Origin of the sequence: Oceanisphaera sediminis (assembly GCF_039539745.1) — a bacterium.
Taxonomy (GTDB): domain Bacteria; phylum Pseudomonadota; class Gammaproteobacteria; order Enterobacterales; family Aeromonadaceae; genus Oceanimonas; species Oceanimonas sediminis.
Genome location: NZ_BAABDS010000002.1, coordinates 1 through 25,108 on the forward strand (window position 1 = coordinate 1; position 25,108 = coordinate 25,108).

General features: G+C 59.4%; 19 protein-coding genes. 10 read left to right on the plus strand and 9 right to left on the minus strand.

From position 1 onward, the window contains the following. From ABD827_RS00570 to ABD827_RS00580, 3 genes are all read left to right on the plus strand, one after another. The coding region (locus ABD827_RS00570; RefSeq protein WP_344961393.1) for a hypothetical protein at nt 1-305 on the plus strand (305 nt) is incomplete at its 5' end. Further along, nucleotides 280-1,284, plus strand: coding sequence for a response regulator (locus ABD827_RS00575; protein WP_344961395.1), 1,005 nt, complete (start codon nt 280-282; stop codon nt 1,282-1,284). The genes ABD827_RS00570 and ABD827_RS00575, both read left to right, overlap by 26 nt. Nucleotides 1,285-1,287: 3 nt before the next feature. Further along, a complete protein-coding gene (locus ABD827_RS00580) occupies nt 1,288-2,241 on the plus strand; it encodes a GGDEF domain-containing protein (protein WP_344961397.1) in 954 nt (317 codons plus the stop codon). Nucleotides 2,242-2,372: 131 nt separating this feature from the next. Here the strand turns inward: ABD827_RS00580 and fabV are convergent, their stop codons facing one another. After that, the gene (gene fabV, locus ABD827_RS00585; protein ID WP_344961399.1) at nt 2,373-3,572 is read right to left on the minus strand and encodes an enoyl-ACP reductase FabV; all 1,200 of its coding nucleotides are present in this window, start codon (nt 3,570-3,572) and stop codon (nt 2,373-2,375) included. Nucleotides 3,573-4,145: 573 nt separating this feature from the next. Here fabV and radD point away from each other — a divergent pair. From radD to ABD827_RS00605, 4 genes are all read left to right on the plus strand, one after another. Then, complete coding sequence (gene radD, locus ABD827_RS00590) at nt 4,146-5,891, plus strand: DNA repair helicase RadD (protein WP_344961401.1); 1,746 nt, start codon at nt 4,146-4,148, stop codon at nt 5,889-5,891. Nucleotides 5,892-5,932: 41 nt separating this feature from the next. Next, entirely contained in the window at nt 5,933-7,375 is a 1,443-nt protein-coding gene (gene dacB / locus ABD827_RS00595) for a D-alanyl-D-alanine carboxypeptidase/D-alanyl-D-alanine endopeptidase (RefSeq protein WP_344961403.1), read from the plus strand. 79 nt (nt 7,376-7,454) lie between these two features. Then, nucleotides 7,455-7,718 carry a GrxA family glutaredoxin gene (locus ABD827_RS00600; RefSeq protein ID WP_344961405.1) on the plus strand — a complete coding sequence of 88 codons (264 nt, stop codon included), beginning with the start codon at nt 7,455-7,457 and terminating at the stop codon, nt 7,716-7,718. Between the two features lie 401 nt (nt 7,719-8,119). Next, nucleotides 8,120-9,334 (plus strand): pyridoxal phosphate-dependent aminotransferase, encoded by a 1,215-nt coding sequence (locus ABD827_RS00605; protein ID WP_344961407.1) that lies wholly within the window; start codon nt 8,120-8,122, stop codon nt 9,332-9,334. Between the two features lie 87 nt (nt 9,335-9,421). Here ABD827_RS00605 and cls read toward each other — a convergent pair whose 3' ends face one another. Further along, nucleotides 9,422-10,879, minus strand: coding sequence for a cardiolipin synthase (cls, locus tag ABD827_RS00610; RefSeq protein WP_344961408.1), 1,458 nt, complete (start codon nt 10,877-10,879; stop codon nt 9,422-9,424). A gap of 85 nt (nt 10,880-10,964) precedes the next feature. Here cls and ABD827_RS00615 point away from each other — a divergent pair, with 85 nt between their 5' ends. Beyond that, nucleotides 10,965-11,510, plus strand: coding sequence for a YceB family lipoprotein (locus ABD827_RS00615; protein ID WP_344961409.1), 546 nt, complete (start codon nt 10,965-10,967; stop codon nt 11,508-11,510). Here the strand turns inward: ABD827_RS00615 and ABD827_RS00620 are convergent. Together ABD827_RS00620 and purL are read right to left on the minus strand one after the other, a co-directional pair. Next, the gene (locus tag ABD827_RS00620; protein ID WP_344961410.1) at nt 11,483-13,264 is read right to left on the minus strand and encodes a putative bifunctional diguanylate cyclase/phosphodiesterase; all 1,782 of its coding nucleotides are present in this window, start codon (nt 13,262-13,264) and stop codon (nt 11,483-11,485) included. The two genes, ABD827_RS00615 and ABD827_RS00620, sit on opposite strands and share 28 nt — an antisense overlap. A 181-nt stretch (nt 13,265-13,445) precedes the next feature. Continuing rightward, nucleotides 13,446-17,336: a phosphoribosylformylglycinamidine synthase gene (gene purL, locus ABD827_RS00625; RefSeq protein ID WP_344961412.1), complete on the minus strand. Its 3,891-nt coding sequence runs from the start codon at nt 17,334-17,336 to the stop codon at nt 13,446-13,448. Nucleotides 17,337-17,526: 190 nt separating this feature from the next. On the opposite strand from purL, the gene mltF reads away from it, so the two are divergent. Further along, nucleotides 17,527-18,939: a membrane-bound lytic murein transglycosylase MltF gene (gene mltF / locus ABD827_RS00630; protein WP_344961413.1), complete on the plus strand. Its 1,413-nt coding sequence runs from the start codon at nt 17,527-17,529 to the stop codon at nt 18,937-18,939. Between the two features lie 124 nt (nt 18,940-19,063). Next, a complete protein-coding gene (locus tag ABD827_RS00635; protein ID WP_298715543.1) occupies nt 19,064-19,216 on the plus strand; it encodes a hypothetical protein in 153 nt (50 codons plus the stop codon). Nucleotides 19,217-19,281: 65 nt separating this feature from the next. On the opposite strand, the gene ABD827_RS00640 is transcribed toward ABD827_RS00635, so the two are convergent. The 5 genes from ABD827_RS00640 to hisS all read right to left on the minus strand — a co-directional run bounded on the left by ABD827_RS00640 (nt 19,282) and on the right by hisS (nt 25,074). Continuing rightward, a complete protein-coding gene (locus ABD827_RS00640; protein ID WP_344961416.1) occupies nt 19,282-19,722 on the minus strand; it encodes a universal stress protein in 441 nt (146 codons plus the stop codon). Between the two features lie 643 nt (nt 19,723-20,365). Then, nucleotides 20,366-21,907 (minus strand): ribosome biogenesis GTPase Der, encoded by a 1,542-nt coding sequence (gene der / locus ABD827_RS00645; protein ID WP_344961417.1) that lies wholly within the window; start codon nt 21,905-21,907, stop codon nt 20,366-20,368. Nucleotides 21,908-21,979: 72 nt separating this feature from the next. Beyond that, complete coding sequence (gene bamB / locus ABD827_RS00650; RefSeq protein WP_344961419.1) at nt 21,980-23,152, minus strand: outer membrane protein assembly factor BamB; 1,173 nt, start codon at nt 23,150-23,152, stop codon at nt 21,980-21,982. Nucleotides 23,153-23,154: 2 nt separating this feature from the next. Beyond that, nucleotides 23,155-23,799: a YfgM family protein gene (locus ABD827_RS00655; protein ID WP_344961420.1), complete on the minus strand. Its 645-nt coding sequence runs from the start codon at nt 23,797-23,799 to the stop codon at nt 23,155-23,157. Beyond that, nucleotides 23,800-25,074, minus strand: a complete 1,275-nt coding sequence (hisS, locus tag ABD827_RS00660; RefSeq protein ID WP_344961422.1) for a histidine--tRNA ligase — start codon at nt 25,072-25,074, stop codon at nt 23,800-23,802. Nucleotides 25,075-25,108 lie beyond the last annotated feature (34 nt).

Below are 25,108 nucleotides of genomic sequence, written 5' to 3' on the forward strand. Positions count from 1 at the left end.
TTGCTCTCGCCGGGTGTTTCGGCATGACCTATAAAAACTGGGGAGCCCTCAGCGCCTTCGCGGGAATGACGACAGCACCATGCCTGTTATGCTGCATGACTTATCACCCTACCGTCAGCGCCATTTCGCTCCACCGCTTTATTGGTAAAAAGAACCCGGCGCATAAAAATGGAAAAGAGTTTCAGTTATTTTCTGTCCTGCGAACTCGATGTATGTTTGAATCATTCTCTTCAGCTCAGACCATCTATCTATTCTTTTTATCAGCGCAGGTCCCATGGCATGACAATCCGCATTCTGATTTGTGACGACTCCGCCCTGGCGCGCAAGCAAATGGCAAGAACGCTGCCTTCCGACTGGGACGTACAGATCCGGTTTGCCAGCCAGGGGAGTGAAGCCCTTGAGCTGCTGCATAATCAGGGTGCCGATGTCTTGTTTCTCGATCTCAACATGCCGGTACTGGACGGTTACGGCGTATTGGAGGCCATCAGGAAGCAGGAGTTGCAGGTCATCACTGTGGTGGTTTCCGGTGATATCCAGCCTCAGGCAATGTCGCGGGTCAAGGCGCTGGGCGCCATCGGTTTCATCAAGAAGCCCATCGATACCGACGAGCTGACCCGGCTGCTGACCGAATACGGGCTTTATCAACCCAATACCGGCGCCCGCCAAACGCCGCCCGAGGCCTTGCCCTCGCTCACGCTGTCGTTGCAGGATTACTTGCAGGAGTTGGCCAATGTCGCCATGGGACAGGCCTCGAACCTGCTGGCCCGGCTGCTGAATGTGTTTATTCTGCAACCCGTTCCCAAGGTGGCGATGATCGCCCGCAGCGAACTGAGCATGGCTATTTCGGCGGTAGAAGGCAACAGCCAGTACTCTGCCGTTTGCCAGGGATTTGTCGGTGCCGGCGTGTCCGGCGAAGCCCTGCTGTTGTTCTCCGATTCCAGCATCGAGGCCATGGCGCGTTTACTGCATTATGACGAACCCGATAATCCGGCTCCGGACATGGAAATTCTGATGGACATGTCGAGCATACTGTTTGGTGCCTTTCTCAAGGGACTGGGCGATCAGCTCGATATCCACTTCGGGCTGGATCAGCCAACCATACTCGGGCAACACCAGCAGCTCGAGGTTCTGCTCGAACATCATCGTCAGCAGGCCGAGCAACTGTTGTGCATCGAAATTCCTTACGAACTGGAACAGCAACATATTTCCTGCAACCTTCTGGTGCTACTGACAGAAGACTCGGTCAACCGGCTGGAGCAACGGTTGATTTACCTGACGGAGTAAACCATGTCTCTCGACAAACTGGATGCACACGCCTTTCATTTTCTGGTGGATATGCTGGAGTCGGTCGAAATCGGCCTGGTGGTACTGGATCTGGACTTCCAGGTACAGCTGTGGAATGGCTTCATGGAAAACCACAGCGGCCTGACCTCGACCGCGGTACGGGATAAAAACCTGTTCAGCCTGTTTCCCGATCTGCCCCAGACCTGGCTGCGCCGCAAGGTGGACACCGTGGTGACCCTGAAAACCCGGGCTTTCACCTCCTGGGAGCTGCGTCCCTACCTGTTTCGCTTTGGCACCACCCGTCCGGTCACCGGTACCGAGCCCGTCATGTATCAGAACCTGACCATCAGCCCGCTGGCCGAGCCGGATGGCAGCGTAAAGCGGGTTTGCCTGATGATCTACGATGTCACCGATGTGGCCAGCAGCCGACTGGCGCTGGAACAGGCCAACAAAAAGCTGGCCCGGCTGAGCATCACCGACAACCTGACCGGCCTGTTGAACCGGGGCGCCTGGGAAAACCTGCTCGATAGCGAGTTTTCCCGTTACCAGCGCTATGGCCATCCCTGCAGCCTGGTGCTGATCGATATCGACAACTTCAAGTCAATCAACGATCAATATGGTCACCCGGTCGGTGATGAGGTGATTCGTCACCTTGCCGCCACCATTCGCGCCGTCTTGCGCAGTACCGATCAATCGGGACGCTACGGCGGCGAGGAATTCGGCATTATATTGCCGGAAACCGATAGCGAAGGCGCCGTGGTCATCGTCGAACGTCTGCGACGGGCCGTCGAAGCCGCGGTGATAACGACCCGGAACATGGAGATTCGCTATACCATCAGTTCCGGAATTGCCACGCTGAATAACGCCATTCCTCATGCTGCCGAATGGCTAAGCCGCTCCGACACCGCGCTGTATGCCGCCAAACATGCCGGCAAAAACCGGGTCGAGGTCGCCTGACGTAAGCAACGCCCGATACGGTTGACGTTGTTATCACTGTACTCTTGAACATCATGAGCAACAAACGAACCCAATAAAAAGCCCCGGCGGGACATATCCGGCCGGGGCTTTTGATGATGTTCGACGCGGCATCAGGCCAGTTCGATCACCTCGAACTCGACTTCGGGGCTGACGTCGGCATCGTAATCCACGCCGGTCAGGCCGAAACCGAACAGACGCAGAAACTCGTCCTTGTAGCCCTGATAATCGGTCAGCTGGTAGATATTGTCGTCCTGTACCTGGGCCCAGATTTCGCGACAGGCGTTCTGTACTTCGTCACGCAATTCCCAGTCGTCCAGACGCAGACGGTTCTGCTCGTCGACCGGCGCCTGCTCACCGCTGTACAGACGGGTTTCAAACAGGCGCTGAATCTGCTCGATACAGCCTTCGTGAATGCCCTGCTCTTTCATGATCTTGAACGCCATGGAGATATACAGCGGCATTACCGGAATGGCGGCGGAGGCCTGAGTCACCACCGACTTCAACACCGCTACATGGGCGTTGCCGCCTTTGGCCTTGAGCTTGGCATCGATGGCGTGGGCGGCGCGATCCAGATCTTCCTTGGCCTTGCCCAGGGTGCCGTGCCAGTAAATCGGCCAGGTCAGATCGGTACCGATGTAGGAATAGGCGACGGACTTGGCGCCGTCGGCCAGCACACCGGCATCACTCAGCGCGTTCATCCACAGTTCCCAATCCTGACCGCCCATTACCTTGATGGTGTCGGCAATTTCCTGCTCGTTGGCCGGCTCGACCACGGCTTCTACCAGCACGTCCTTGTTGGTGTCCAGGGCGGTGGACTTGTAGGGTTCGCCAATCGGCTTGAGGGCGGAGCGCACCAGTTCGCCGGAGTCGGGCATTTTGCGTACCGGCGAGGCCAGGGAATACACCACCAGGTCAATCTGACCCAGATCCTGTTTGATCAGCTCGATCACCTGATCGCGGCATTCGTTGGAAAAGGCATCGCCGTTGATGCTCTTGGCGTACAGACCTTCTTCCTTGGCGACCTTGTCGAAGGCGGCGGCGTTATACCAACCGGCGGAGCCGGTCTTTTTCTCGGTGGCCGGCTTTTCAAAGAAAACGCCAATGGTGGCGGCACCGCTGCCGAAGGCGGCGTTGATGCGGGAAGCCAGACCATAACCGGTGGACGCGCCGATCACCAGTACCTTTTTGGGACCCTGTTCAAGCGAGCCCTTGGCTTTGACGTAGGCGATCTGCTCGCGTACATTCGCCTCACAACCGACCGGATGGGTGGTGGTACAGATAAAGCCACGGACCTTGGGTTTGATGATCATAAAGATGTTTGCCTCGGTTATTTCTCGGATAGACGCTAAAGATACCCTATTCCGGGACAAATGTGAGGCCTGACGTGTTTCATTGCTGTAAGCGTTGAGCCTGTCTCTTAGTCACAACTCTGTCAGCCTATAAGATATGCTCAGAGGCAACTGGGTAGCCTCTTCCGACACGCTAAACCGCATCCCTGCGACGCTCAGCACATGACGTCCTGTCATGTGATGGTCGGCTGAGTCTATCCCAGCCGCCTCTTTTGAGGCTTCGAGTCGTCGGTGAGCACCACTGACAGACCACTCCGCTGCCGACGGGAGGCAAGGAGTTGACGGTCAGTATCTGACAGGCAGCACAGCAGCTTCACGAAGTGGCAGCGGGGATTGCCGGAGCCGACCGTCAAATGCCATGGAAGGCATTTGCCGAGCGCCCCATGGATGGGCTTGAAGCGTGTCGGCGGAGCGCAACCGCGCTGCTGCTTCGCATGGCGGTCATTCTCAATGATTTGTGACTAAAAAACAGGCTTACAGCTGCTCTTTTCCATGCTCAGCGTGATAATGCCGAATAAAACGCAGAGAGAACATATGTTTACCCTTCGCCCCTATCAGCAGGATGCGGTGAATCGCACCCTTGAGTACTTTCGTCGCCATGATGATCCGGCGGTGCTGGTGCTGCCCACCGGCGCCGGCAAGAGCCTGGTGATCGCCGAGCTGGCGCGCCTCGCCCGCGGCCGGGTGCTGGTGCTGGCGCACGTCAAGGAACTGGTAGAGCAGAACCACGCCAAATACCAGAGTTACGGCCAGCCCGCGGCGATTTTCTCCGCCGGTCTCGGCCGGAAGCAGGCCCACACCCAGGTGGTGTTTGGCTCTGTGCAGTCGGTGGCCCGCAATCTGGAGCACTTCTCGAACTTCAGCCTGGTGGTGATCGACGAATGCCACCGGGTATCCGATGACGACGACAGCCAGTATCTTAAGGTGATCCAGCATCTGCGCCAGTCCAATCCTCGGCTCAAGGTGCTGGGCCTGACCGCCACCCCCTATCGGCTGGGGCTGGGCTGGATTTACCAGACTCATTATCACGGCATGGTACGCAGCCGCTCCCCCCGCTTCTTCAAACACTGCCTTTTCGAGCTGCCGCTGCGGCTGATGATCAAGCAGGGCTATCTGTGTCGTCCCGAGCTGATTGACGCCCCCGTGGTGCACTATGACTTTTCCCGCCTGTATGAGCAGGGGCTCTTTACCGAACAACAGCTGGAGAAGGAGCTGGCGCGCCAGCCCAGAGTCACCCCGCACATAGTGCAGCAAATTCAGGACTACGCCGCCGACCGGGTCGGGGTCATGGTGTTTGCCAGCACGGTGCGTCATGCCGCCGAGGTGGCCGGCCTGCTGCCGAAAGAAGAAACGGCGCTGATCACCGGCGACACTCCCGGGCCGGAGCGGGATGCCATTATTCACCGCTTCAAGGCGCGGGAGCTGAAGTATCTGGTCAACGTCTCGGTACTGACCACCGGCTTCGATGCCCCCCACGTGGATGTGATTGCCCTGCTGCGTCCCACCCAGTCGGTGGCGCTTTACCAGCAGATCATCGGCCGGGGCCTGCGCCTGAGCCCCGATAAAACCGACTGTCTGGTACTGGATTACGCGGGCAACAACATGGATATCTTCGCCCCCGATGTGGGCGAGCCCCGCCCCCACCCGGACACCACCCAGGTGCAGGTGTTGTGCCCCGCCTGCGGCTTCGCCAATATCTTCTGGGGCAAGACCGACAGCGACGGCCAGGTACTGGAACACTTCGGCCGCCGCTGTCAGGGCCTGTTTGATAATGACGAGGGCGAAATCGGCGAGCCTTGCGGTTACCGTTTTCGCTTCAAGTCCTGCCCCCAGTGTCTGGCGGAAAACGACATCGCCGCCCGGGAGTGCAACGACTGTGGTCACCTGCTGGTGGATCCGGACAAGAAACTGAAAGAGGCACTGGCGCTGAAGGACGCGCTGGTGCTGCGCTGTGCGGGCCTGAGCCTGGCAGAAAGCAGCGGCAAATTCGGGCCGGCACTGAAGGTCACCTACCACGACGAGGATGGCACCGAGCTGCAGCAATGGTATGCTTTCGACACAAAGGGCAGGTGCGGTCGTTTTTTTCTGGAGTTTGTGCGCCCGCATTGGCCAGCCCCCGGACTGGAGCCGGAGTTTGCCTCGCTGGCAGAAGTCGTGGCCTCGGCCTCGCGCTTTCGTCACCCGGACTTCGTGATTGCCAGAAGCCATAAACGCGGCTGGCGAATAAAGGAAACCCTGTTCGATTATCAGGGCCGGTTTCGTACCGCCCACTCCCTTTAACATGCTCGTTACCGTGAAGGCCCATGACCTTAAAGAGAAGTATGCATCGTTATATAACCGGCCTTGCCGCCATCATTTTCAGTGTTTCCGTGCAGGCAGTCACGCCGCCAGAACACGGCCAGGCGGCCTGGATTCTGGCCGATGCCGCCACCGGCCAGATAGAGTCGGCCCATAATCCGAATCTGCTGCTGAAACCGGCCTCGACCCAAAAGCTGGTTACCACATTGGCCGGCGCCCTGGCACTGGGCCCGGACTGGCGTTACCAGACCCGCGTTCACTACCGGGGCAAGCTGCAAAACGGCAAGCTGGTCGGCGATCTGCTGATCGATTTCGTCGGTGATCCCTCGTTGACCAGAGAGCAGTTGCGCGACTTGCTGAAACGCACCGGTGTGCGTCAAGTAAGCGGCAATGTATTACTCAATCAGCAACGTTTCGGCGGCTACGATCGCGGTAACGGCTGGTCGTGGAACGATCTGAGCGTCTGCTATACCTCGCCGGTATCGGCGCTGATCCTGGATCGCAACTGCGTACAGGGCGCCCTCTATGCCCGCACCGGACAGGCGGCCCGCGCCACCGTACCGGCGCATCAGCCGGTGAAGGTCAGCGCCCAGGTCGAGGTGCTGAGTCGTGCCGAACAGCAGCAACGCTTCTGCGAACTGGAAGTGGACATGAGCCCGCCCAACCAGTATCGCCTCACCGGTTGTATCGGCCCACGCAAGGATCCCTGGCCCCTGCGCTTTGCCATTCAGGATGTGGACGCCTGGGGCGAGCAACTGACGCGCTGGGCCCTGAGCCAGGCCGGCATTCGCGTATCCGGCGGCATCAAGGCCAGCCGCATCGAGGCCGGTGACTGGCCCGCCCTGGCCCATCACAACTCGCCCGAGCTGCGGGAGCTGAGCCGTCGGATCCTGGAACATTCCGATAATCTTTATGCCGACAGCCTGCTGCGTACTCTCGGTGCCGAGCACTTTAATCAGCCCGGCAGCTTTCGCAACGGTACCCAGGCGGTGCGTGAGATCCTGAAGAAAGAGGCCGGCATCGATCTGGGTCCTTCCTGGCTGGCAGACGGCTCGGGACTCTCTGCTCATAATCTGCTGCGCGCCGAAGATCTGCTGGCGGTATTGCTGGTGATGGCACAGGATCCCCGCGCCAACTGGCTGATGGGTGTGTTGCCGGTCAGCGGGGAAAGCGGCACCCTGCGCTATCGTCGCAGCGTGCTCGGCCCGGCACTCAAGGGCAAAATCATGGCCAAAACCGGCACCATAGCCCATGTGCAGAATCTGGTCGGCTTTATCGATACCGATGGCGGCCGGCGCAAGGCGTTCGTGCTGTTGCAGAATGGCTTGTCCATCAGCCCGCAACATGAAAAGAACATTGCCGCCGGGCAGGGTGAATGGCCCGCCCGGCGCTTCGAGCGCCGGTGGCTGGAGTCGGTGGTCACGCCAGATTCCATTGTTAAAACCAATCAATCAGCAACAAACTAACGATTTATAGAACGAGAGCACCGTCTTTATACTGTGCCTGGTAAATGAATGAATAAATTAATCAGTCAGGAGAGAGCCCATGTTTACAGTGATTTTCGGTCGTCCCGGTTGCCCCTTTTGCGTTCGTGCCAAAGAGCTGGCAGAAAAACTGACCGAGGAACGGGATGATTTCAGCTTCCGTTACATCGACATTCACGCCGAAGGCATTTCCAAGGAAGATCTGGAAAAAACCGTCGGCAAGCCGGTAGAAACCGTACCGCAGATCTTCATCGACCAGCAGCACATCGGCGGTTACACCGAGTTTGAAGCTCACGCCAAGGCCCACCTGGGACTGTTTCAGTAAATTTAAAGGCTGTGAGGGGTGAGGCGTGAGGGGTAAGGGGTAAAACACCGAATCTACAAGCTCGGTGTTTTTCTTCCGATGTTGTCTTCGAGAAGATACCGAAACAAGCTCGCCATGACGGCAGAAAACACAGTGGCCAGAAAACCACTCTTTTGCTTGTCCTCCTCACTTCTTACCCCCTCACTCCTCACGCCCTATTGTCTTTTTTCGTCACAAGTCGCTGATTACTCTTTTCATCCCGGCTACAAAGTCTCATCATGGAACATATCACTAGTCTTTATCGGCCGGTGTCTCCCGGATTGCTTATTTTGCCCACTGCGCATGAACATCATGTCGCCGGGTGGCATTTTGCTTGCCGGTGACAATCCGGGCCGATGTGTAATCCGAGGCCGTCAGTACCCATGTATTCCGTAGAAAAATCGCACAAGCTGGACAACGTCTGTTACGACATTCGCGGACCCGTTCACAAAGAAGCCCGTCGCCTGGAAGACGAAGGCCATCGGATCCTCAAGCTCAATATCGGCAACCCCGCTCCCTTCGGCTTCGATGCGCCGGAAGAGCTGCAGAAAGACATCATCGTCAACCTGCCGACCAGCCAGGGCTATTGCGACTCCAAGGGGCTGTTTTCGGCGCGCAAGGCGGTGATGCAGTATTACCAGCAGAAAGGCCTGCGCACCACGGATCTGGACGATATCTATATCGGCAACGGGGTGTCGGAGCTGATCATGATGGCAATGCAGGCATTGCTGAACAACGGCGACGAAATTCTGGTGCCCTCGCCCGACTATCCGCTGTGGACTGCCTCCGTCACCCTGTCCGGCGGCAAGGCGGTGCACTACCTCTGTGACGAGCAGGCCGACTGGTACCCGGATCTGGACGACATCAAGTCCAAAATCACCCCGCGGACCCGGGGCATAGTGCTGATCAACCCCAATAACCCCACCGGCGCGGTTTACGGCAGCGAGTTTCTGCTGGAAGTGATCGAGATCGCCCGCCAGAACAAGCTCATCATCTTCGCCGATGAAATCTACGACAAGATCCTCTATGACGATGTAGCCCACCATTCGGTGTGCACCCTGTGTGACGACGTGCTGGTCGCCACCTTCAACGGTTTGTCGAAGAGCTATCGTGCCGCCGGCTTCCGCCAGGGCTGGATGATGCTGAGTGGTCCCAAGCATCAGGCCAAGGGCTATATCGAAGGGCTGGAGATACTCTCGTCCATGCGACTGTGCGCCAACGTGCCCATGCAGCATTCCATTCAGGCGGCGCTGGGCGGCTATCAAAGCATCAACGAGCTGGTGTTGCCCGGCGGCCGATTGCGCCAGCAGCGGGATCGGGCCTGGGAGCTGCTGAACGAGATTCCGGGCGTGAGCTGCGTCAAGCCCAAGGGCGCCATCTACCTGTTCCCCCGGCTGGATCCCAAGATGTACAACATCAAGGACGATCAGAAGATGGTGTATGACCTGCTGCTGCAGGAAAAGATGCTGCTGGTGCAGGGCACCGGTTTCAACTGGCCCACCCCGGATCACTTCCGTCTGGTCACCCTGCCGCGGGTAGAAGAGCTGGAAGATGCCATCGGCCGCCTCGCCCGCTTCCTCAAGCATTACCGGCAGTAACCCCGTGACACGGGATTAGGGATTAGGGATTAGGGAGTGGGGAGTGGGGACTGCAAATCCCGAATCCCTGGTCCCCATTCCCGGCTTTTACAGCAGCGGGCTCAACAGGTAGAACAGGTTTTCCGCCACCCGACGGCGCAGCGGCCGCTTGCGCCATTCCAGCCAGGAGACCGGCTGGGCATCGCTCAGATAACTGTCTGCCAACTGCAGCAACTCCCCCATGGCCGCACCATCATCCACCAATAGCGTCATCTCGAAGTTCAGCCACAGGCTGCGCTTGTCCAGGTTCACCGTGCCGACCAGTGCAAACTGATGATCCACCAGCACACACTTGGTGTGCAGCAAACCGGCGCCGTACAGATGAATTTCCACGCCCGCCTGCAGCAACTCGTTGAAGAAGGCGTTGCAGGCATAGTTGACCATGCGCGAGTCGTTTCTGGCCGGCAATACCAGTTGTACTTCTACCCCGCGATCCGCCGCCGAGCACAGGGCCGCCACCAGCGCATCGTCGGGCACGAAGTAAGGGGTAATCAGCACCAGCCGCCGCCGGGCCTGATAGATGGCGGTCAGCAGACTCTGCTGAATGGCGTCACCGCCCATGAAGGGGCCCGAGGGCAGCAGCTGCAGCTTGAGCTGGTTGTCCAGACAGCTGATAGGGTGATATTCCAGCTGCTCCAGCAGACGTTCGCCGGTTTCCATTTCCCAGTCCCACACGAACAGCGACCAGAAGATGGGCACAATGGGCCCACGGATGCGCAGCATGATGTCGACCCATTGCCCCACGCCCGCGTGTTGTTTAAAGCAGGCCGGATCCACCAGGTTCATGGAGCCGGTGTAGGCGATATCGTCATCAATCACCACCAGCTTGCGGTGCATGCGCAGATCCTGGCGCTCGAACAGCAAGCGGAAGGTGCCCACCGGCAGCACCTCTATCACCTTGACGCCCGCTTCCCGCAATCGCCGCGGCCAGGAACTTCGAAAAAAATCGGCGCTGCCGACCGAGTCCAGCAACAGCCGGCAGTCCAGCCCCCGACGGGCCGCATTCATCAGCTCGAAGGCAATATCGTCGGCTCGCCCCCCCGCATACCAGATATAGTATTCGAGATAACAGGAACTGCGCGCCGCCCGAATATCGGCCTGCAAGGTCGACAGTATTTCATCCGGCTGCTGCAGCAGCGTCATGCCATTGCCGCTCAGCATCGGCATGTTCAGCCGCGCCTTGACCAGCTCATAGATAGGCCGGGCCGGATCGCTTACCTCGAATTTCTGGCCGGGAAAGCGCGCCACCAGCACGTTGATCCAGTCCGCATAGGGCCGATACATGGCCTTGGCCCTGTCTGCCCGCTTGCGACCCAGCCGTACTTCGCCAAACAGAATATAGGTTGCCACCCCCAGAATGGGAATGGCATAGATCAGCGCCAGCCAGGCCAGAGAGACACCGACCGGACGACGCTTCATGATGACCCTGAGCGTCACCCCTATTACCAGGCTGGTGTGCGCCGCAAACAGCAGCCAACCCAGGGCGGTATAGATATAATCACTCAAAAATGCCTTGCTCCTCTAAAGCGGGACGATGCAGACTGATCAACAGAACCTAAGGTACAGAAAATCGAGAAAGGGATACAGACTGATGAAAATTATAGTTTTTTTAATCGCCTTCGGCATCAGCGGCCTGTCCTGGGCACAAAGTCTGATCCTGACCGAGCAACAACTCAATCAGCAGTTGAACCAGCAGCTTGGCAAGGAGTTTCCGGTTTCTCTCGGCTCCTGGCTATCGGCGGGGATTGAGCTGAAACAGCTCAGTGTCGAGCTGGGCCGCCAGGAAGCGGACAAGGCCAGAGTACAGGGGCAGGGAATACTGTCGATGCAGCAGGGTCAGCAACGCAGTCACTGGGATATAGAGGGTGACTTCAGTGCCCGCCCCCGCTACGACAGCGAGCAGGGTGCCCTGTTTCTGGATGAATTCCAGCTGCTGAGCTATCGGCTGAATCAGCAGAGCAGCTCGCCTCAGGCCAGCATGATGCTGCCCTTGCTGCTGCAGGGACTCGCGAGTTATCTTTCCCAGTACCCGGTCTACACCCTGGATGATACCGATCCCCTGCAGCGCCAACTGAAAGACAGGGTGCTGAGCCTGGAGATAGCCCCGGGTCAGCTGTCATTGCACGGAATAGAATAGTCACCACCGGCATCGGCCGCGCCACTGGCGGCGATAACGGCGTCCAGTTCGTGCGGGCCTACCGGAGACGCCAGCAGTCGCCCCTGAACCGCGTCACAGCCGTATTGACGCAGAAACCGCATCTGCTCCTCATGCTCGACGCCGCAGGCGACCACCCCGATGCCCAGGGTCCGGGACAGTAACAACAACGAGCGAATGATGGAGCGATCCAGCTCGTCAAAACGCGCCGTCAGCAGGCTGTGATCCAGCTTGATACCATCAATCGGCAACTGCCCGAGCTTATTGAAGTTGAAGCGTCCTCTGCCCACATTATTCAGAAACATCTTGATACCCGCGTCTCTCAATCCGTTGAGCATGCCGGTCAGCGACTCGCTGCGGCGCATCATGAAATCGCCGCACAACTCCAGTATAAAGTGCTCGGGGGCTACTCCGAGCCGTTGCAGCAGCGCCAGCAAGCGTCCGACTTTTTGTTGTTCCAGCTCCAGGCCACTCAGATTGATGCTGACTCGCCCCTGCCAGTGGTGCTGTTGCTGCCAAAGGCCAACTTGTCGAGCCGCTTCGGTAAAGACCCATTCGGCCAGCGGCAGCAGCAGCCCGGCCGCCTTGACCGCCGACAAAAACTGATCCGGATACAAAACGCCCAGCTCGGGGTGACGCCAGCGCAACAGCGCCTCCACGCTGATCAGTCGCTGATCATCGACCGCCAGGGTGGGCTGATATTCCAGAAATAACTGATGTTCCTCGAGTGCCCGATGAAACTCGGTCGTCAACCGCTGCTGTTGCTCCAGATAAGAGAGCTGAACACCGTCAAACAGGCAGACCTTGGTGCCGCCACAGCGTTTGGCCTGGTACATGGCGTTATCCGCATAGCGCAGCAGGGTATCGATATCGCGCCCGTGCTCGGGATAAAAACTGATGCCGATGCTGGCGCCCACGCTCAGCTCATAACCGCCCACCAGCACCGGCCGCTGGATCTGCTCCAGCAAGGCTGCCGCTCTGGTCATCAGTTCCGTTCTGGTCAGGGTGCCGCGCCAGATCATCACAAACTCGTCACCGCCGATACGGGCCACCATGTCATTGGCGTCAATCCGGGTTTGCAACCGGGCCGCCAGCACCTTGAGCACCTCATCGCCTACACCATGGCCGAAGCTGTCGTTAATCGGCTTGAAGCGATCCAGATCGATAAACAGCAATGACAGCGGTTCCGGTGGCGCGATCGCCGCCGTCACCTCGTCGAACCAGCTCAGCAGAAAGGTGCGGTTGGCGGTATCGGTGAGGGCGTCGTGATGGGCCAGATAACTGAGCTGGTCTTCGGATTGTCTGAGCCGGCTGATATCGTCAAGAATGCCGATGATGTAGACGATCCGCCCGTCATGATTCCTGACCAGCCGCAGTATCAGCCAGTGGGTCACCAGCTGGCCGTCACGGTTATGATGCTGTACCTCGCCCTGCCAGTCTCCCTGCTGTTGCAGCCGCAGCCAGATGTCCCGGTAGTAGCGACGCTCGTGCAGCGCCTCGTTAATCCGGGTGAGATGGCACCCTTCAATGTCGGCCGCATCCAGCTCGCTGAGCCGACAGAAGGCCGGATTCACTTCCAGCACCCGGCCGCGGGGGTCCATCAGCACTATGCCTTCACGGGTATGATGCATGATCTGCCGAGTCAGATTCAGCGAGGTCGCGGCCCGTTCCTGCACGCTTTCGCTGCCGGCCCGGACTCCGGCGTTCAGCGTGGTCAATAACAAAGTGTCATCCATGTCGCTACTCAGATAATTGAACGAGTAAATGAAAACGGCCTCTGCCGTTCATTGCCCGATGACTGGCACTCCGAGGCGTGGTATGAAGTGTTTTTCGGGTCCAGTCATACTACAGACTCACTTGAGAAATAAAAAGCCCGCATCGCGGCGGGCTTTTCGTTATTAGAAGCAAGTTGCAAATTTAACCGAGGTTTTTACGGGCATTGCGGAAAATGCGCATCCAGCCGCCGTCTTCGCCCCAGCCATCCGGGTGCCAGGAGTTGGCCACGGTGCGGAACACCCGCTCCGGGTGCGGCATCATGATGGTGACCCGGCCGTCCTGACTGGTCAAACCGGTAATGCCGTTGGCAGAGCCGTTGGGGTTGAACGGATAACGCTCGGTGGCCTGGCCGTGGTGGTCCACGAAACGCAGGGCCACGGTACCGCTGGCCTCGATGGCGTTGATGTCGGCATTGAGGGTCTGCACCCGGCCTTCGCCATGAGACACGGCGATAGGCAGGCGAGAGCCGGCCATGCCGGACAGGAACAGGCTGGGTGACTCCTGCACTTCCACCAGGCTGAAGCGGGCTTCGAAGCGCTCGGAGGTGTTGCGCACAAAGTCCGGCCAGTGGGCCGCACCGGGGATCAGATCCCGCAGTCGCGACAGCATCTGACAGCCGTTACAGACGCCGAGGGCGAAGCTGTCTTCACGGGCGAAGAAGGCTTCAAACTGCGCCCGCAACGCCTCGTTGAACAACACCGACTTGGCCCAGCCACCGCCGGCGCCCAGCACGTCACCGTAAGAGAAGCCACCACAGGCGACCATGCCGGCAAACTCGTCCAGACGGTAGCGACCGCTTTGCAGGTCGCTCATGTGCACGTCGACGGCGGCAAAGCCGGCACGATCGAAGGCGGCTGCCATCTCCACGTGGGAGTTGACGCCCTGCTCGCGCAGTATGGCCATGCGCGGATGCTCGCCCTTGGCGATAAAGGGCGCGGCGATATCATCTTTGGGATCGAAGCTGAGCGACACCGACAGGCCGGGGTTATCCGCTTCCAGCTTGGCCTCGAACTCGCTCTGGGCGCAGTCCGGGTTGTCACGCAGCGACTGCATGCGGTAGCTGGTTTCGGACCACAGGCGGCGCAGCTCGGTGCGAGACTCGGCATAGACTTCTTCACCGGCGAAGAAGAAGCGCAGCTGATCGTCCTGATTCGGCTGACCGATAACGTGGCTGCAGGCAGCCAGGCCATGACCGGCCAGACAGGTCAGCACCGCTTCCTTGTCTTCGCGACGCACCTGCAGCACGGCACCCAGCTCTTCGTTGAACAGGGCCGCCAGCTGATCGGCGCCCAGCAGGTCCAGCTCGACATCCAGGCCGGTGTTACCGGCAAAGGCCATTTCCGCCAGGGTCGCGAACAAGCCGCCATCGCCCTTGTCGTGGTAGGCCAGCAGCTTGCTTTCGGCCAGCAGCGCCTGAATGGCGTAGAAGAATCCTTTCAGCGCTTCCGGGCTGTCCAGATCGGCGGGCTGATCACCCAACTGACGATACACCTGGGCCAGGGCCGAGGCACCCAGACGGTTCTTGCCGTTGCCCAGGTCGACCAGGATCAGATCGGTGTCGCCCAGATCGGTACGCAACCAGGGGGTGACGGTGGCACGCACGTCGTTGACCTTGGCAAAGGCGGTGATCACCAGCGACAGCGGCGAGGTGACCGTCTTGTCTTCGCCGTTTTCCTGCCAGCCGGTTTTCATCGACATGGAGTCTTTGCCCACCGGTATGGTCAGCTCCAGCTCGGGGCACAGCTCTTCGCCCACCGCCTTGACCGCTTCATACAGGCCGGCGTCTTCACCGGGGTGGCCGGCGGCAGACATCCAGTTGGCAGACAGTTTGATGTGCTTGAGCTCGCCGATGTCGGTCGCGGCGATGTTGGTGATGGCTTCCGCCACCGCCAGCCGGGCCGAGGCGGCGTAGTCGAGCAGGGCCACCGGGGCCCGCTCGCCCATCGACATGGCCTCACCGGCGTAGGTGTCGAAGGCGGCGGCGGTCACGGCACAGTCGGCGACCGGCACCTGCCAGGGGCCCACCATCTGATCCCGCGCCACCAGACCGGTCACGGTACGGTCGCCGATGGTGATCAGGAAGCCCTTGTCGGCCACGGTCGGCAGGGTCATGACCCGCTCGGCCGCTTCCTTGAGCTCGATACCGCTCAGCTCCAGCGCCGGGCTTCGGTGCTGGGCCTTGATTACGTCACGCTGCATCTTGGGCGCCTTGCCCAGCAGCACTTCCAGCGGCATGTCGATAGGCTGATTGTCGAAGTGGCTGTCGTGCAGGCTCAGGTGCGGCTCGGCAGTGGCTTCACCGACCACGGCAAAGGGCGCGCGCTCGCGGCGACAGATGGCTTCAAACTCGGCCATGCGATCGTTCGCCACCGACATCACGTAACGTTCCTGGGACTCGTTACACCAGATTTGCAGCGGGCTCATGCCCGGCTCGTCGTTGGGAACACTGCGCAGATCGAAACGTCCGCCACGGCCGCCGTCGTTAACCAGCTCGGGCATGGCGTTGGACAAACCGCCCGCGCCCACATCGTGGATAAACTGAATGGGGTTGTTTTCGCCCATGCCCCAGCAACGATCGATCACTTCCTGACAGCGGCGTTCCATTTCCGGGTTGTCTCGCTGTACCGAGGCAAAGTCCAGGTTTTCGCACGACTGGCCGGAGGCCATGGAGGAAGCGGCACCGCCGCCCAGGCCGATGTTCATCGCCGGGCCACCCAGCACCACCAGCTTGGCACCGACGGTGATCTCGCCTTTCTGTACGTGTTCGCCACGAATGTTGCCCAGGCCACCGGCCAGCATGATCGGCTTGTGATAGCCGCGCACTTCTTCGCCGTTGAAGCTGGACACCTTCTCTTCAAAGGTACGGAAGTAGCCGAGCAGAGCCGGACGGCCGAATTCGTTGTTGAAGGCGGCGCCGCCCAGCGGGCCGTCGATCATGATGTCGAGTGGGCTGACGATACGCTCGGGCTTGCCGAAGTCCTGCTCCCAGGGACGGGCATAGCCCGGTATCTTGAGGTTGGACACGCTGAAGCCGACCAGGCCGGCCTTGGGCTTGGAGCCACGACCGGTGGCGCCTTCGTCGCGAATTTCGCCACCGGAGCCGGTGGCGGCACCCGCGTAAGGCGAAATGGCGGTGGGGTGGTTGTGGGTTTCCACCTTCATCAGAATATGAATGTCTTCCTGATGGTAGCGATATTCGCCAGACTCGGCGCTGGCGAAGAAACGCCCGGCGGGTGAGCCGGTCATCACGGCGGCGTTATCTTTATAGGCAGACAGCACATGCTCGGGCGTCTGCTCGAAGGTGTTCTTGATCATCTTGAACAGCGACTTGGGCTGTTCGACGCCGTCGATGGTCCAGTCGGCGTTGAAAATCTTGTGCCGACAATGCTCCGAGTTGGCCTGAGCGAACATGTAGAGTTCGATATCGTTGGGATTACGGCCCAGGGCGGTAAAGCCGTCATACAGATAATCGATTTCGTCTTCGGCCAGTGCCAGACCCAATCGCAGGTTGGCCTCGGCCAGGGCGTCACGACCACCGGTCAGGATGTCTACCGCGGTCACCGGTGCCGGCTCGGCTTCGGCAAACAGGCAGCTGGCATCTTCCGGCGCATCCAGGGTCACTTCGGTCATGCGATCGTGCAGCATGGCCGACACCGCCGTCAGTTCGGCGGCACTCGGAGTGCGCTCGAAGCTCAGGTAATAGCAGATGCCGCGCTCGATACGCTTGACCTGGGTCAGGCCGCAGTTACGCGCAATATCGGTGGCTTTGGTAGACCAGGGAGACAGGGTGCCGGGACGGGGGGTAACCACCACCAGCAGGCTGCCGGCGGCAGGAGTAATGCCCTGAGCGGGGCTGTCGAGCAGCTGGCTCAGGGTTTGTCGACTGTCGGCCTCGAGGTTGGCGTTCAGCGCAACAAAGTGCACATACTCGGTTTCAATGCCGGCCAGCGGCAGCTTCTGCTGCTGGGCGCGGCGAACCAGGGCCCGGGTTCTGAAACCGGATAAGGCCGGTGAGCCTCTCAGTATTTCCATAGTGGCAGTTCTCAAAGCGTGAGTGAATGGGGGGTTGAGAAATTGGCGGTATTATAGGTTTACCCCCCTGCTCTGTCGACGCCCATTTCCCGTCGTTTGTTCCGCAACCTTGCCCGAAAAGACAGCTCTTGCCTGACGAGAGGGTTAACTTCTGCTATAAGATGCCAGTCGTCTTGTATGAGGATTTGTTTTGCGCCTACTGCCGATGCTGTTCAACGCCACACTGCTGCTGGGGTTAATCACCCTGAGCGGCTGCGACCTTCACCCAAAAAACCAGACCCAGCAGCAACAGATCCAGGCCCGAGGCACCTTGCGGGTCGGTACCCTCTATCATCCGCTCTATTACTTTTTGCGCGATGGTCAGCAAGAAGGGCTGGACTACGAACTGGCACAGGGGTTTGCCGACTCGCTGGACGTGGAGCTGACCATGGTCCCCGCCTACAGCCTGGACGAGCTGTTTAGCCTGCTCGACACCGGCAAGGTCGACATGCTGGCCGCCGGCCTGACCAGCACGCCGCAGCGGCGATCCCAGTATCGCTTTGGCCCCAGCTATTATGACATCGCCCAGACCCTGGTGTATCGCAAGGGCAGCGCCCGGCCGAAGGATCCCAGCCAGATTGAGGGAGAAGTCCGGGTACTGGCAGGCTCCAGCCAGGCCGAATCGTTGCACCAGCTGCAACGGGAGTTACCGGAACTGCACTGGGAAACCCGCCGGGATACGGATGCGGAAGACCTACTGCGTCAGGTCGCCGAAGGGGGGGCGGATCATACCCTGGTGGCCGATATTCTGCTGGCTCGCACCCAGCGTTATTATCCCAATATCGAGGCCGCCTTTACTCTGGGTGAGCCGCAACCGGTGGCCTGGGTGCTGGACCGACGGGCAGACGACAGCCTGCTCGGCCAGATGCTGACTTTTTTCAACCAGCAACAAACAAGCGGCACCCTGGCGCGACTGAATGAAAAATATTTCGGTCATGTGCAGAGCTTCGATTACGTCGATACCCGCACTTTTTTGCGCCGAACGGAAACCATACTGCCCAACTACCAGCCGTTGTTCGAACGTTATGCGGGGGAGCTGGACTGGCGGCTACTGGCGGCCATCAGCTACCAGGAGTCGCACTGGGACCCAGAAGCCCGCTCTTATACCGGCGTGCGTGGCATGATGATGCTGACCGAAGACACCGCCAGACAGGTGGGTGTCTCCGACCGGCTGGATCCGGAGCAAAGCATTCGTGGCGGCGCGCATTATCTTGCCTCGCTGATAGCGCGGTTGCCGGATGCCATTCCCGACAGTGAACGGGTCTGGTTTGCGATGGCCGCCTATAATATCGGTCTGGGCCATTTGCTGGATGCCCGCAGACTGACCCGACTGCGCAAGCAGGATCCGAATTCCTGGACTGCGGTGAAGGAGAGTCTGCCGTTGCTGCATCAACCCAGATGGTACAAAAAAACCCGCTACGGTTATGCCCGCGGCCGGGAAACACGGCAGTTCGTCAACAATATCCGGCAGTATTACCAGAGTCTGCTGTGGCAGGACAATCCGGGCACAGACCCGGGCCTGACCGCCCAGCATGAGAGCCCATCGGCAGAACCGGAAAGTTAACGGTAATGTCACTTTACCCGGGCCCAGCAACCTGATATTTAGTGCTGTAACGCCACATTATATTATGCCGCCGAGCGCCGATAACCTCGCCGGCGGCCCGTATCGATTTAAAGAGGAATTCACCATGTTGAAACGAAGACGCGCCCTGCTTAAACAGCGCAAGCCGGCCAACTGGTCACACCGCCGTAAAATACTGCTGCAGGATGTTCGCCGTAAAATACTGCGCCGTAACAATGCCTATTTTCTGACCCAGATAAACGTCGACTCGGCGGCCTGACGCCGCCGTCACTCCCTGTATGAACTCCCTGCCCTGCCTGAACATAAATCAGTACAGAACAGCCATTAACGTATCGTAATCACCCCGCACTCGGCACCGTGGTTCACCTTGTGAGATACGCTGCCCATCATCAAGCCCGCCAGATCTCCCAGCCCGCGACAGCCCATGACGATCACATCGACATCCAGCGCCTTCGCCTCGTGCATGATGGCACGCGCCGGCTCACCCCGCGCGGTATGCGTCTGAAGATGTTTCACACCGAGTTTTCGGGCCTCGGCTTCGGCACCGGCGAGCACTTTCTTGCCGGCCGCATCCATCTCCTTGAGTTCATCTCCGATGGCTACGGCACCAATGCCCCAGATCAGGGTCGCTTCATGGGGCAAGACCTCGGGAACATGCAGAATATGTACTGTGGCATCGTCCTGACGCGCCAGATGGCATGCCAGCGTCAGCGCCTTTCTGCTATGTTCCGAGCCGTCCACGGCCACCAACAGTGAACTGTACATAAAACCTCCTGTTATCCATACAGGGCCCCTTGACCCCTGCTATCCATACTAGACCAAGAACTTTACGTGAGGGGGGAGGAGTAATACCAACTTGAATAAACATCTGATCATTTTCAAACTCGAGCTCAGAGGCAACACAGCCGCCTCCCACGACACGCCACTGATAAATGACACTCACAGTTGCAGCCTACTACGAACATCCACTGGATGTTCGGTCAGGCTGCAACCGTTCGTCACGGCGAGGCAAGCTCGCCCCCTGAGGGCTCGGAAATGCTGTCTGACCGCCATGGATGGCGGGAATGCCGGAATGGCAGGAGCATTTTACGGCCATGGCATTTCACGGCCGTGGTAGTCGATCTCTGTTGCCTCTTCAGGAATACCGAGTTGCCGACAGATGGTATCTACAGGCAACGCCGGAGCTTCAAGGAGGACGAAGGGATCTGCTCAGCCGACCATCCGCGCCACGGATGGCGCGGCTGAGCCTCCAAGGAGGGATTCACGGCGAGTCGGGGGAGCGGGCCCTTTGTTCGACTTTTATACAAAGATTAAATAGATCATTTGTTTAGTGGGAATCAGATTGCTATTCCCCCTATCCCCTCACTTTTTCTAATAAAAAACGCCGGCTGAGCCGGCGTTTGAGTGATTATTTTTTCTTGTTGAAACGCATCATGCGTTTACGTTTGCGCATCTGGGTTTCGGTCAGCTTGTTCTTGATGCCCTCGTACGGGTTGGCACCTTCATTGAATTCGACCCGAATCGGCGTGCCCATCACCTGCAACGAACGACGGAAATAGTTGATCAGGTAACGCTTGTAGGACTCCGGCAAATCCTTGACCTGGTTGCCGTGCACTATGATACGCGGCGGGTTGTAGCCACCGGCATGGGCGTACTTGAGCTTGACCCGGCGACCGCGTACCAGCGGCGGCTGGTGATCTTCCTGCGCCATCATCATGATGCGGGTCAGCATGGAGGTGTTGACCCGCTTGGTAGCCGATTGATACGCCTCTATCACGGATCCGAACAAGTTGCCCACGCCACTGCCGTGCAGCGCCGAAATGAAGTGCAGACGGGCAAAGTCGATAAAGCCGAGGCGGCGATCCAGCTCACGCTTGATATCGTCCTTCACGTCCTCATTCAGGCCATCCCACTTGTTCACTGCCAGCACGATACTGCGACCGGCGTTGAGCACGAAGCCCAGCAGGCTGAGATCCTGATCGGAAATGCCTTCACGGGCATCCAGCACCAGCAACACCACGTTGGCGTCTTCAATCGCCTTCAGGGTTTTGATCACCGAAAATTTTTCGACGGTTTCATGGACTCTGCCCCGACGGCGTACCCCGGCGGTATCGATCAGTATATAGTCCTGCTCGTCCCGCTTCATCGGAATGTAAACGGAATCGCGGGTGGTGCCCGGCATGTCGTACACCACTACCCGGTCTTCACCGAGAATACGGTTGGTCAGGGTCGACTTGCCCACATTGGGCCGACCGACGATGGCCAGCTTGATGGGCAGATCGTCGAACGGCACCTCCTGTGCTTCGTCAATCTTGTCCATCGCCGCGATAACGCTGTCGATATCGTCGCCGTCGAAGTCCACCTGCTCGAAATCGAATTCACCGGTTTCGGCGGTGTCGTCTTCGGCTTGCGCTTCGGCCAAGGCCTGTGCTTCGGCTTCCTCTTTGGCCGCCCGCTCTTCCAGCTGGGGAGCCAGTGCTGTTTCCAGCAGGCTCAGCACGCCCCGGCCATGGGTCGCGGCGATGGGATAAAGCTCGCCCAGGCCCAGCTGATAAAATTCGCTGACGGCAGAGTCGGCATCGATACCGTCCGTTTTGTTCACCACCAGCAGGGTGTCTTTCTGGCAGCGGCGCAGGTGGGCGGCAATGGCTTCATCGGCCGAGGTCAGGCCGGCGCGGGCATCGACCATGAACAGCACCACATCCGCTTCGTCGATGGCGGCCAGCGACTGCGCGGCCATTTTCAGCTCTATGCCTTCTTCGGTGCCGTCGATACCACCGGTGTCGACCACGATAAATTCCAGCTCGCCAATCTTGGCCTGGCCATATTTACGGTCCCGGGTCAGACCGGGAAAGTTCGCCACCAGCGCATCACGAGTACGGGTCAGTCGGTTAAACAGGGTGGATTTGCCCACATTGGGGCGGCCCACCAGAGCCACTACTGGCATCATAAAATCAGTCTCCAAAAAACAATAACGGCTCCTGATCCGAGATCAGGAGCCGGTGTGTCACTTGTGCCGGGATCAAGGCTGGCCGATGGCCACCAGATCGCCGCCGCGGCTTTGCACATAAAGGGTATCGCCGGCCACCACAGGTGCCACATACAGCCCCTCGCTGTCGATGCGCTGCAAGGACTTGAGCACGCCACTTTGACGATCAAACCAGTACAGATAACCTTCGGCGTCACCTGCTACCAGATAATCACCGAACACCACCGAGGCCGTCAGCTGGCGATTTTCCAGCTCGGTATTCGACCACAGCTCCATGCCACTGCGCGCATCCACCGCAAACAGATGGCTGCGGCTGTCACTGATATAGAGCTGGCGACCATCGGTGCTCAGATCCTGAGAGCCCTGGTACTGGCGCTTCCACAATTCCTGGCCCGAAATCAGCTGATGGGCGGTCAATTGGCCATTATAAGCGATAGTGAACAGGATATCGCCCAGAATCACCGGTTTTGCCGCCACGTCGACCATGCGCTCCAGCTCGGTGGCGCCACGCGGGCTGGCAATGCGGGTATCGCGCACCGGCTGACCATTGGCCAGCAGGGCTATCCCCAGCCGGCCATCGGCCCGGCCGTAGAGCACGGCGCCGCCGGTGGTGACCGGGGTGGCCATGCTGCGCAGGGTCAGGCTGGGCTGCTCGTTACGCAACTGCCACTGCTGCTCGCCGCTGACCGCATCCAGCGCCACCAGATTACCGGCGCTGGTGTGCACCACCACCTTGCCTTCATCTACCGCCGGGGCCGCCAGTACCTCGCCGGGCACCTCACGGGTCCACAGCAGCTTGCCGTCCGACTGGGAAACGGCATAGACGATGCCGTTTTCGGAGCCAAAGTACAGGTTGCCGTAGGCGGCGGTCAGGCCGCCGGAAATACGCGGACTGCGCTGGTTATCGTTGATGTCCAGCTTGTCCAGCCGCAGCTGCCACGCGCGATCACCGCTGTCACGCGCATAGGCGGCCAGCACGCCGTCGCGGGAGGCGGCAAATACCCGCTCGCCGTCAACCACCGGGCTGAGCTGGGAATAGAAGTCGCCAACGCCGTTGCCGACCGAGGTCGACCAGCGTGTGTCGGTATCCAGGGTATTGCTGATGTCGGGCAGAGGACTTGCCGGAGCCACTTCCGGCTGGCTGGAACAGGCGCTCAGGCCCAACCCGAATACCAGCGGCAACATCATGGTCAACCGTTTATGCATGATCATTCCTCGTCACCCAGCTCGGCAGAGACCGCCAGGTTATCCAGCTTCAGCTGCAGACCCGGATTATCATTCAGGCCACCCGCATCCCGCGCCGCACGATAGGCGTCACGGGCGTCGTCGGCCTTGCCTTCGGCCATCAGAATATCGCCCTGCACTTCGCTGCGCTGGGCGGCGAAGGCATCGGCCGTAATGGCGTCAAGGGTAGACTGGGCTTCGGCCAGCTGATTCTGTGCCAGTAACACCCGGGCCAGACGCAAACGAATGGTGTCAGACAGCGCCGCATCTTCGGTGCCGGCCAGGGCCAGTTCCAGCTGTTGTTGCGCCAGATCCAGCTTGTTGGCCTTGACCGCTTCGGCCGCCAGCAGCAGGGCCGCCAGCTCGCCGTAACTGTTGCCTCGGTTCTGCTCGACAAAAGCCGCGGCATCGTCGAATGCCGCCGGGCCCTTGCTGGCCAGTTGCTCGCTTATCTGTGCAAAGGCATCGGCGCCGGCGGCGCGTGTCTCAATCTGATGACTCTGGTAATAACGCCAGCCAAACAAGCCACCCAGGCCAATGACCGCGCCCAGAATAATGGACTTGCCATACTCCTGCCACCACTGTTTAAGGGTCTCGAGTTGCTGCTCTTCCGTGCTGTTAATATCCACTTAGATCCCCTTCTTGAGCTGTTCAATCATGTCGTTCACCGCCAGTGTCTGTTGCTCGCCCTGGCCGCGCAGATACTTGACCGTCACTTCGCCTCTGGCAATCTCGTCTTCTCCCAGGATCAGCGCGATGCCCGCTCCGCTCTTGTCGGCCCGTTTCAGCTGCTTTTTGAAGTTGCCGCCGCCACAGTGACTCATCACCCGCAGACCCGGCAGTTGATCACGCAACTGCTCGGCCAGAGCAAAGCCGGCCACCTGACTGTTGTCGCCCATCATCGCCAGATACACATCGGCCAGCGCCGGCTGTGCGTCAACCTGGTTGAGGGTGTCCAGCAGCAGCACCAGCCGCTCCATGCCCATGGCAAAGCCCACCGCCGGCGTGGCCTGACCACCCAGCTGCTCCACCAGACCGTCGTAGCGGCCACCGCCACAAACGGTACCCTGAGCCCCCAGGCTCTCGGTTACCCATTCAAAAACGGTCAGGTTGTAATAGTCCAGACCCCGCACCAGGCGCGGGTTGATCTCGAAGCCGATACCGGCGGACGTCAACAGCGCCTTCAGTCCCTCAAAGTGGGCCTGAGTCTGCTCGCCGAAGTAGTCGCTTAATACCGGTGCGTCCTGCAGCAGCGCCTGAACCTGCGGGTTCTTGCTGTCCAGCACCCGCAGAGGATTGGTGTACAGACGGCGCTGGCTGTCTTCATCCAGCTGGTCTTTATGCTGCTCCAGATACGCCACCAGCGCCTGACGGTATTCGGCCCGCTCTTCGGGCTGGCCCAGGCTGTTCAGTTGCAGTACCAGATGCTCGCTGACGCCAAGCGTTTTCCACAGCCGGGCGGTGAGCATGATCAGCTCGGCGTCGATGTCAGGACCCTGCAGCCCGAATACTTCCACCCCGAACTGATGAAACTGGCGATAACGGCCCTTCTGGGGACGCTCGTAGCGGAACATGGGGCCCATGTACCACATGCGGCGTTCCTGGTTGTAAAGCAGGCCATGCTCGATACCGGCACGCACACAGCCGGCGGTGCCTTCGGGTCGCAGAGTCATGCTGTCGCCGTTGCGATCGTCAAAGGTATACATTTCCTTTTCGACCACGTCGGTCACTTCACCGATGGCCCGCTTGAACAGGCCGGTGACTTCCATGATCGGCATGCGCACTTCGGCGTAACCATAGGCACGCATAAGGTCACGCAGTACCGCTTCTGCCTGTTGCCATGCCGGTGTCTGTTCCGGCAGGCAGTCGTTCATTCCACGAATTGCTTGAATCTGTTTGGCCACGAAAATATCTCTATGGTTGACGGCTTAAAATAAA

Excerpts from the sequence above, each read along its gene's own strand:
- ABD827_RS00575 (WP_344961395.1), top strand. The coding sequence starts at position 280 with ATGACAATCCGCATTCTGATTTGTGACGACTCCGCCCTGGCGCGCAAG.
- ABD827_RS00580 (WP_344961397.1), top strand. The coding sequence starts at position 1,288 with ATGTCTCTCGACAAACTGGATGCACACGCCTTTCATTTTCTGGTGGAT.
- fabV (WP_344961399.1), bottom strand. The coding sequence starts at position 3,572 with ATGATCATCAAACCCAAGGTCCGTGGCTTTATCTGTACCACCACCCAT.
- radD (WP_344961401.1), top strand. The coding sequence starts at position 4,146 with ATGTTTACCCTTCGCCCCTATCAGCAGGATGCGGTGAATCGCACCCTT.
- dacB (WP_344961403.1), top strand. The coding sequence starts at position 5,933 with ATGCATCGTTATATAACCGGCCTTGCCGCCATCATTTTCAGTGTTTCC.
- ABD827_RS00600 (WP_344961405.1), top strand. The coding sequence starts at position 7,455 with ATGTTTACAGTGATTTTCGGTCGTCCCGGTTGCCCCTTTTGCGTTCGT.
- ABD827_RS00605 (WP_344961407.1), top strand. The coding sequence starts at position 8,120 with ATGTATTCCGTAGAAAAATCGCACAAGCTGGACAACGTCTGTTACGAC.
- ABD827_RS00615 (WP_344961409.1), top strand. The coding sequence starts at position 10,965 with ATGAAAATTATAGTTTTTTTAATCGCCTTCGGCATCAGCGGCCTGTCC.
- ABD827_RS00620 (WP_344961410.1), bottom strand. The coding sequence starts at position 13,264 with ATGGATGACACTTTGTTATTGACCACGCTGAACGCCGGAGTCCGGGCC.
- purL (WP_344961412.1), bottom strand. The coding sequence starts at position 17,336 with ATGGAAATACTGAGAGGCTCACCGGCCTTATCCGGTTTCAGAACCCGG.
- ABD827_RS00635 (WP_298715543.1), top strand. The coding sequence starts at position 19,064 with ATGTTGAAACGAAGACGCGCCCTGCTTAAACAGCGCAAGCCGGCCAAC.
- ABD827_RS00640 (WP_344961416.1), bottom strand. The coding sequence starts at position 19,722 with ATGTACAGTTCACTGTTGGTGGCCGTGGACGGCTCGGAACATAGCAGA.
- der (WP_344961417.1), bottom strand. The coding sequence starts at position 21,907 with ATGATGCCAGTAGTGGCTCTGGTGGGCCGCCCCAATGTGGGCAAATCC.
- bamB (WP_344961419.1), bottom strand. The coding sequence starts at position 23,152 with ATGCATAAACGGTTGACCATGATGTTGCCGCTGGTATTCGGGTTGGGC.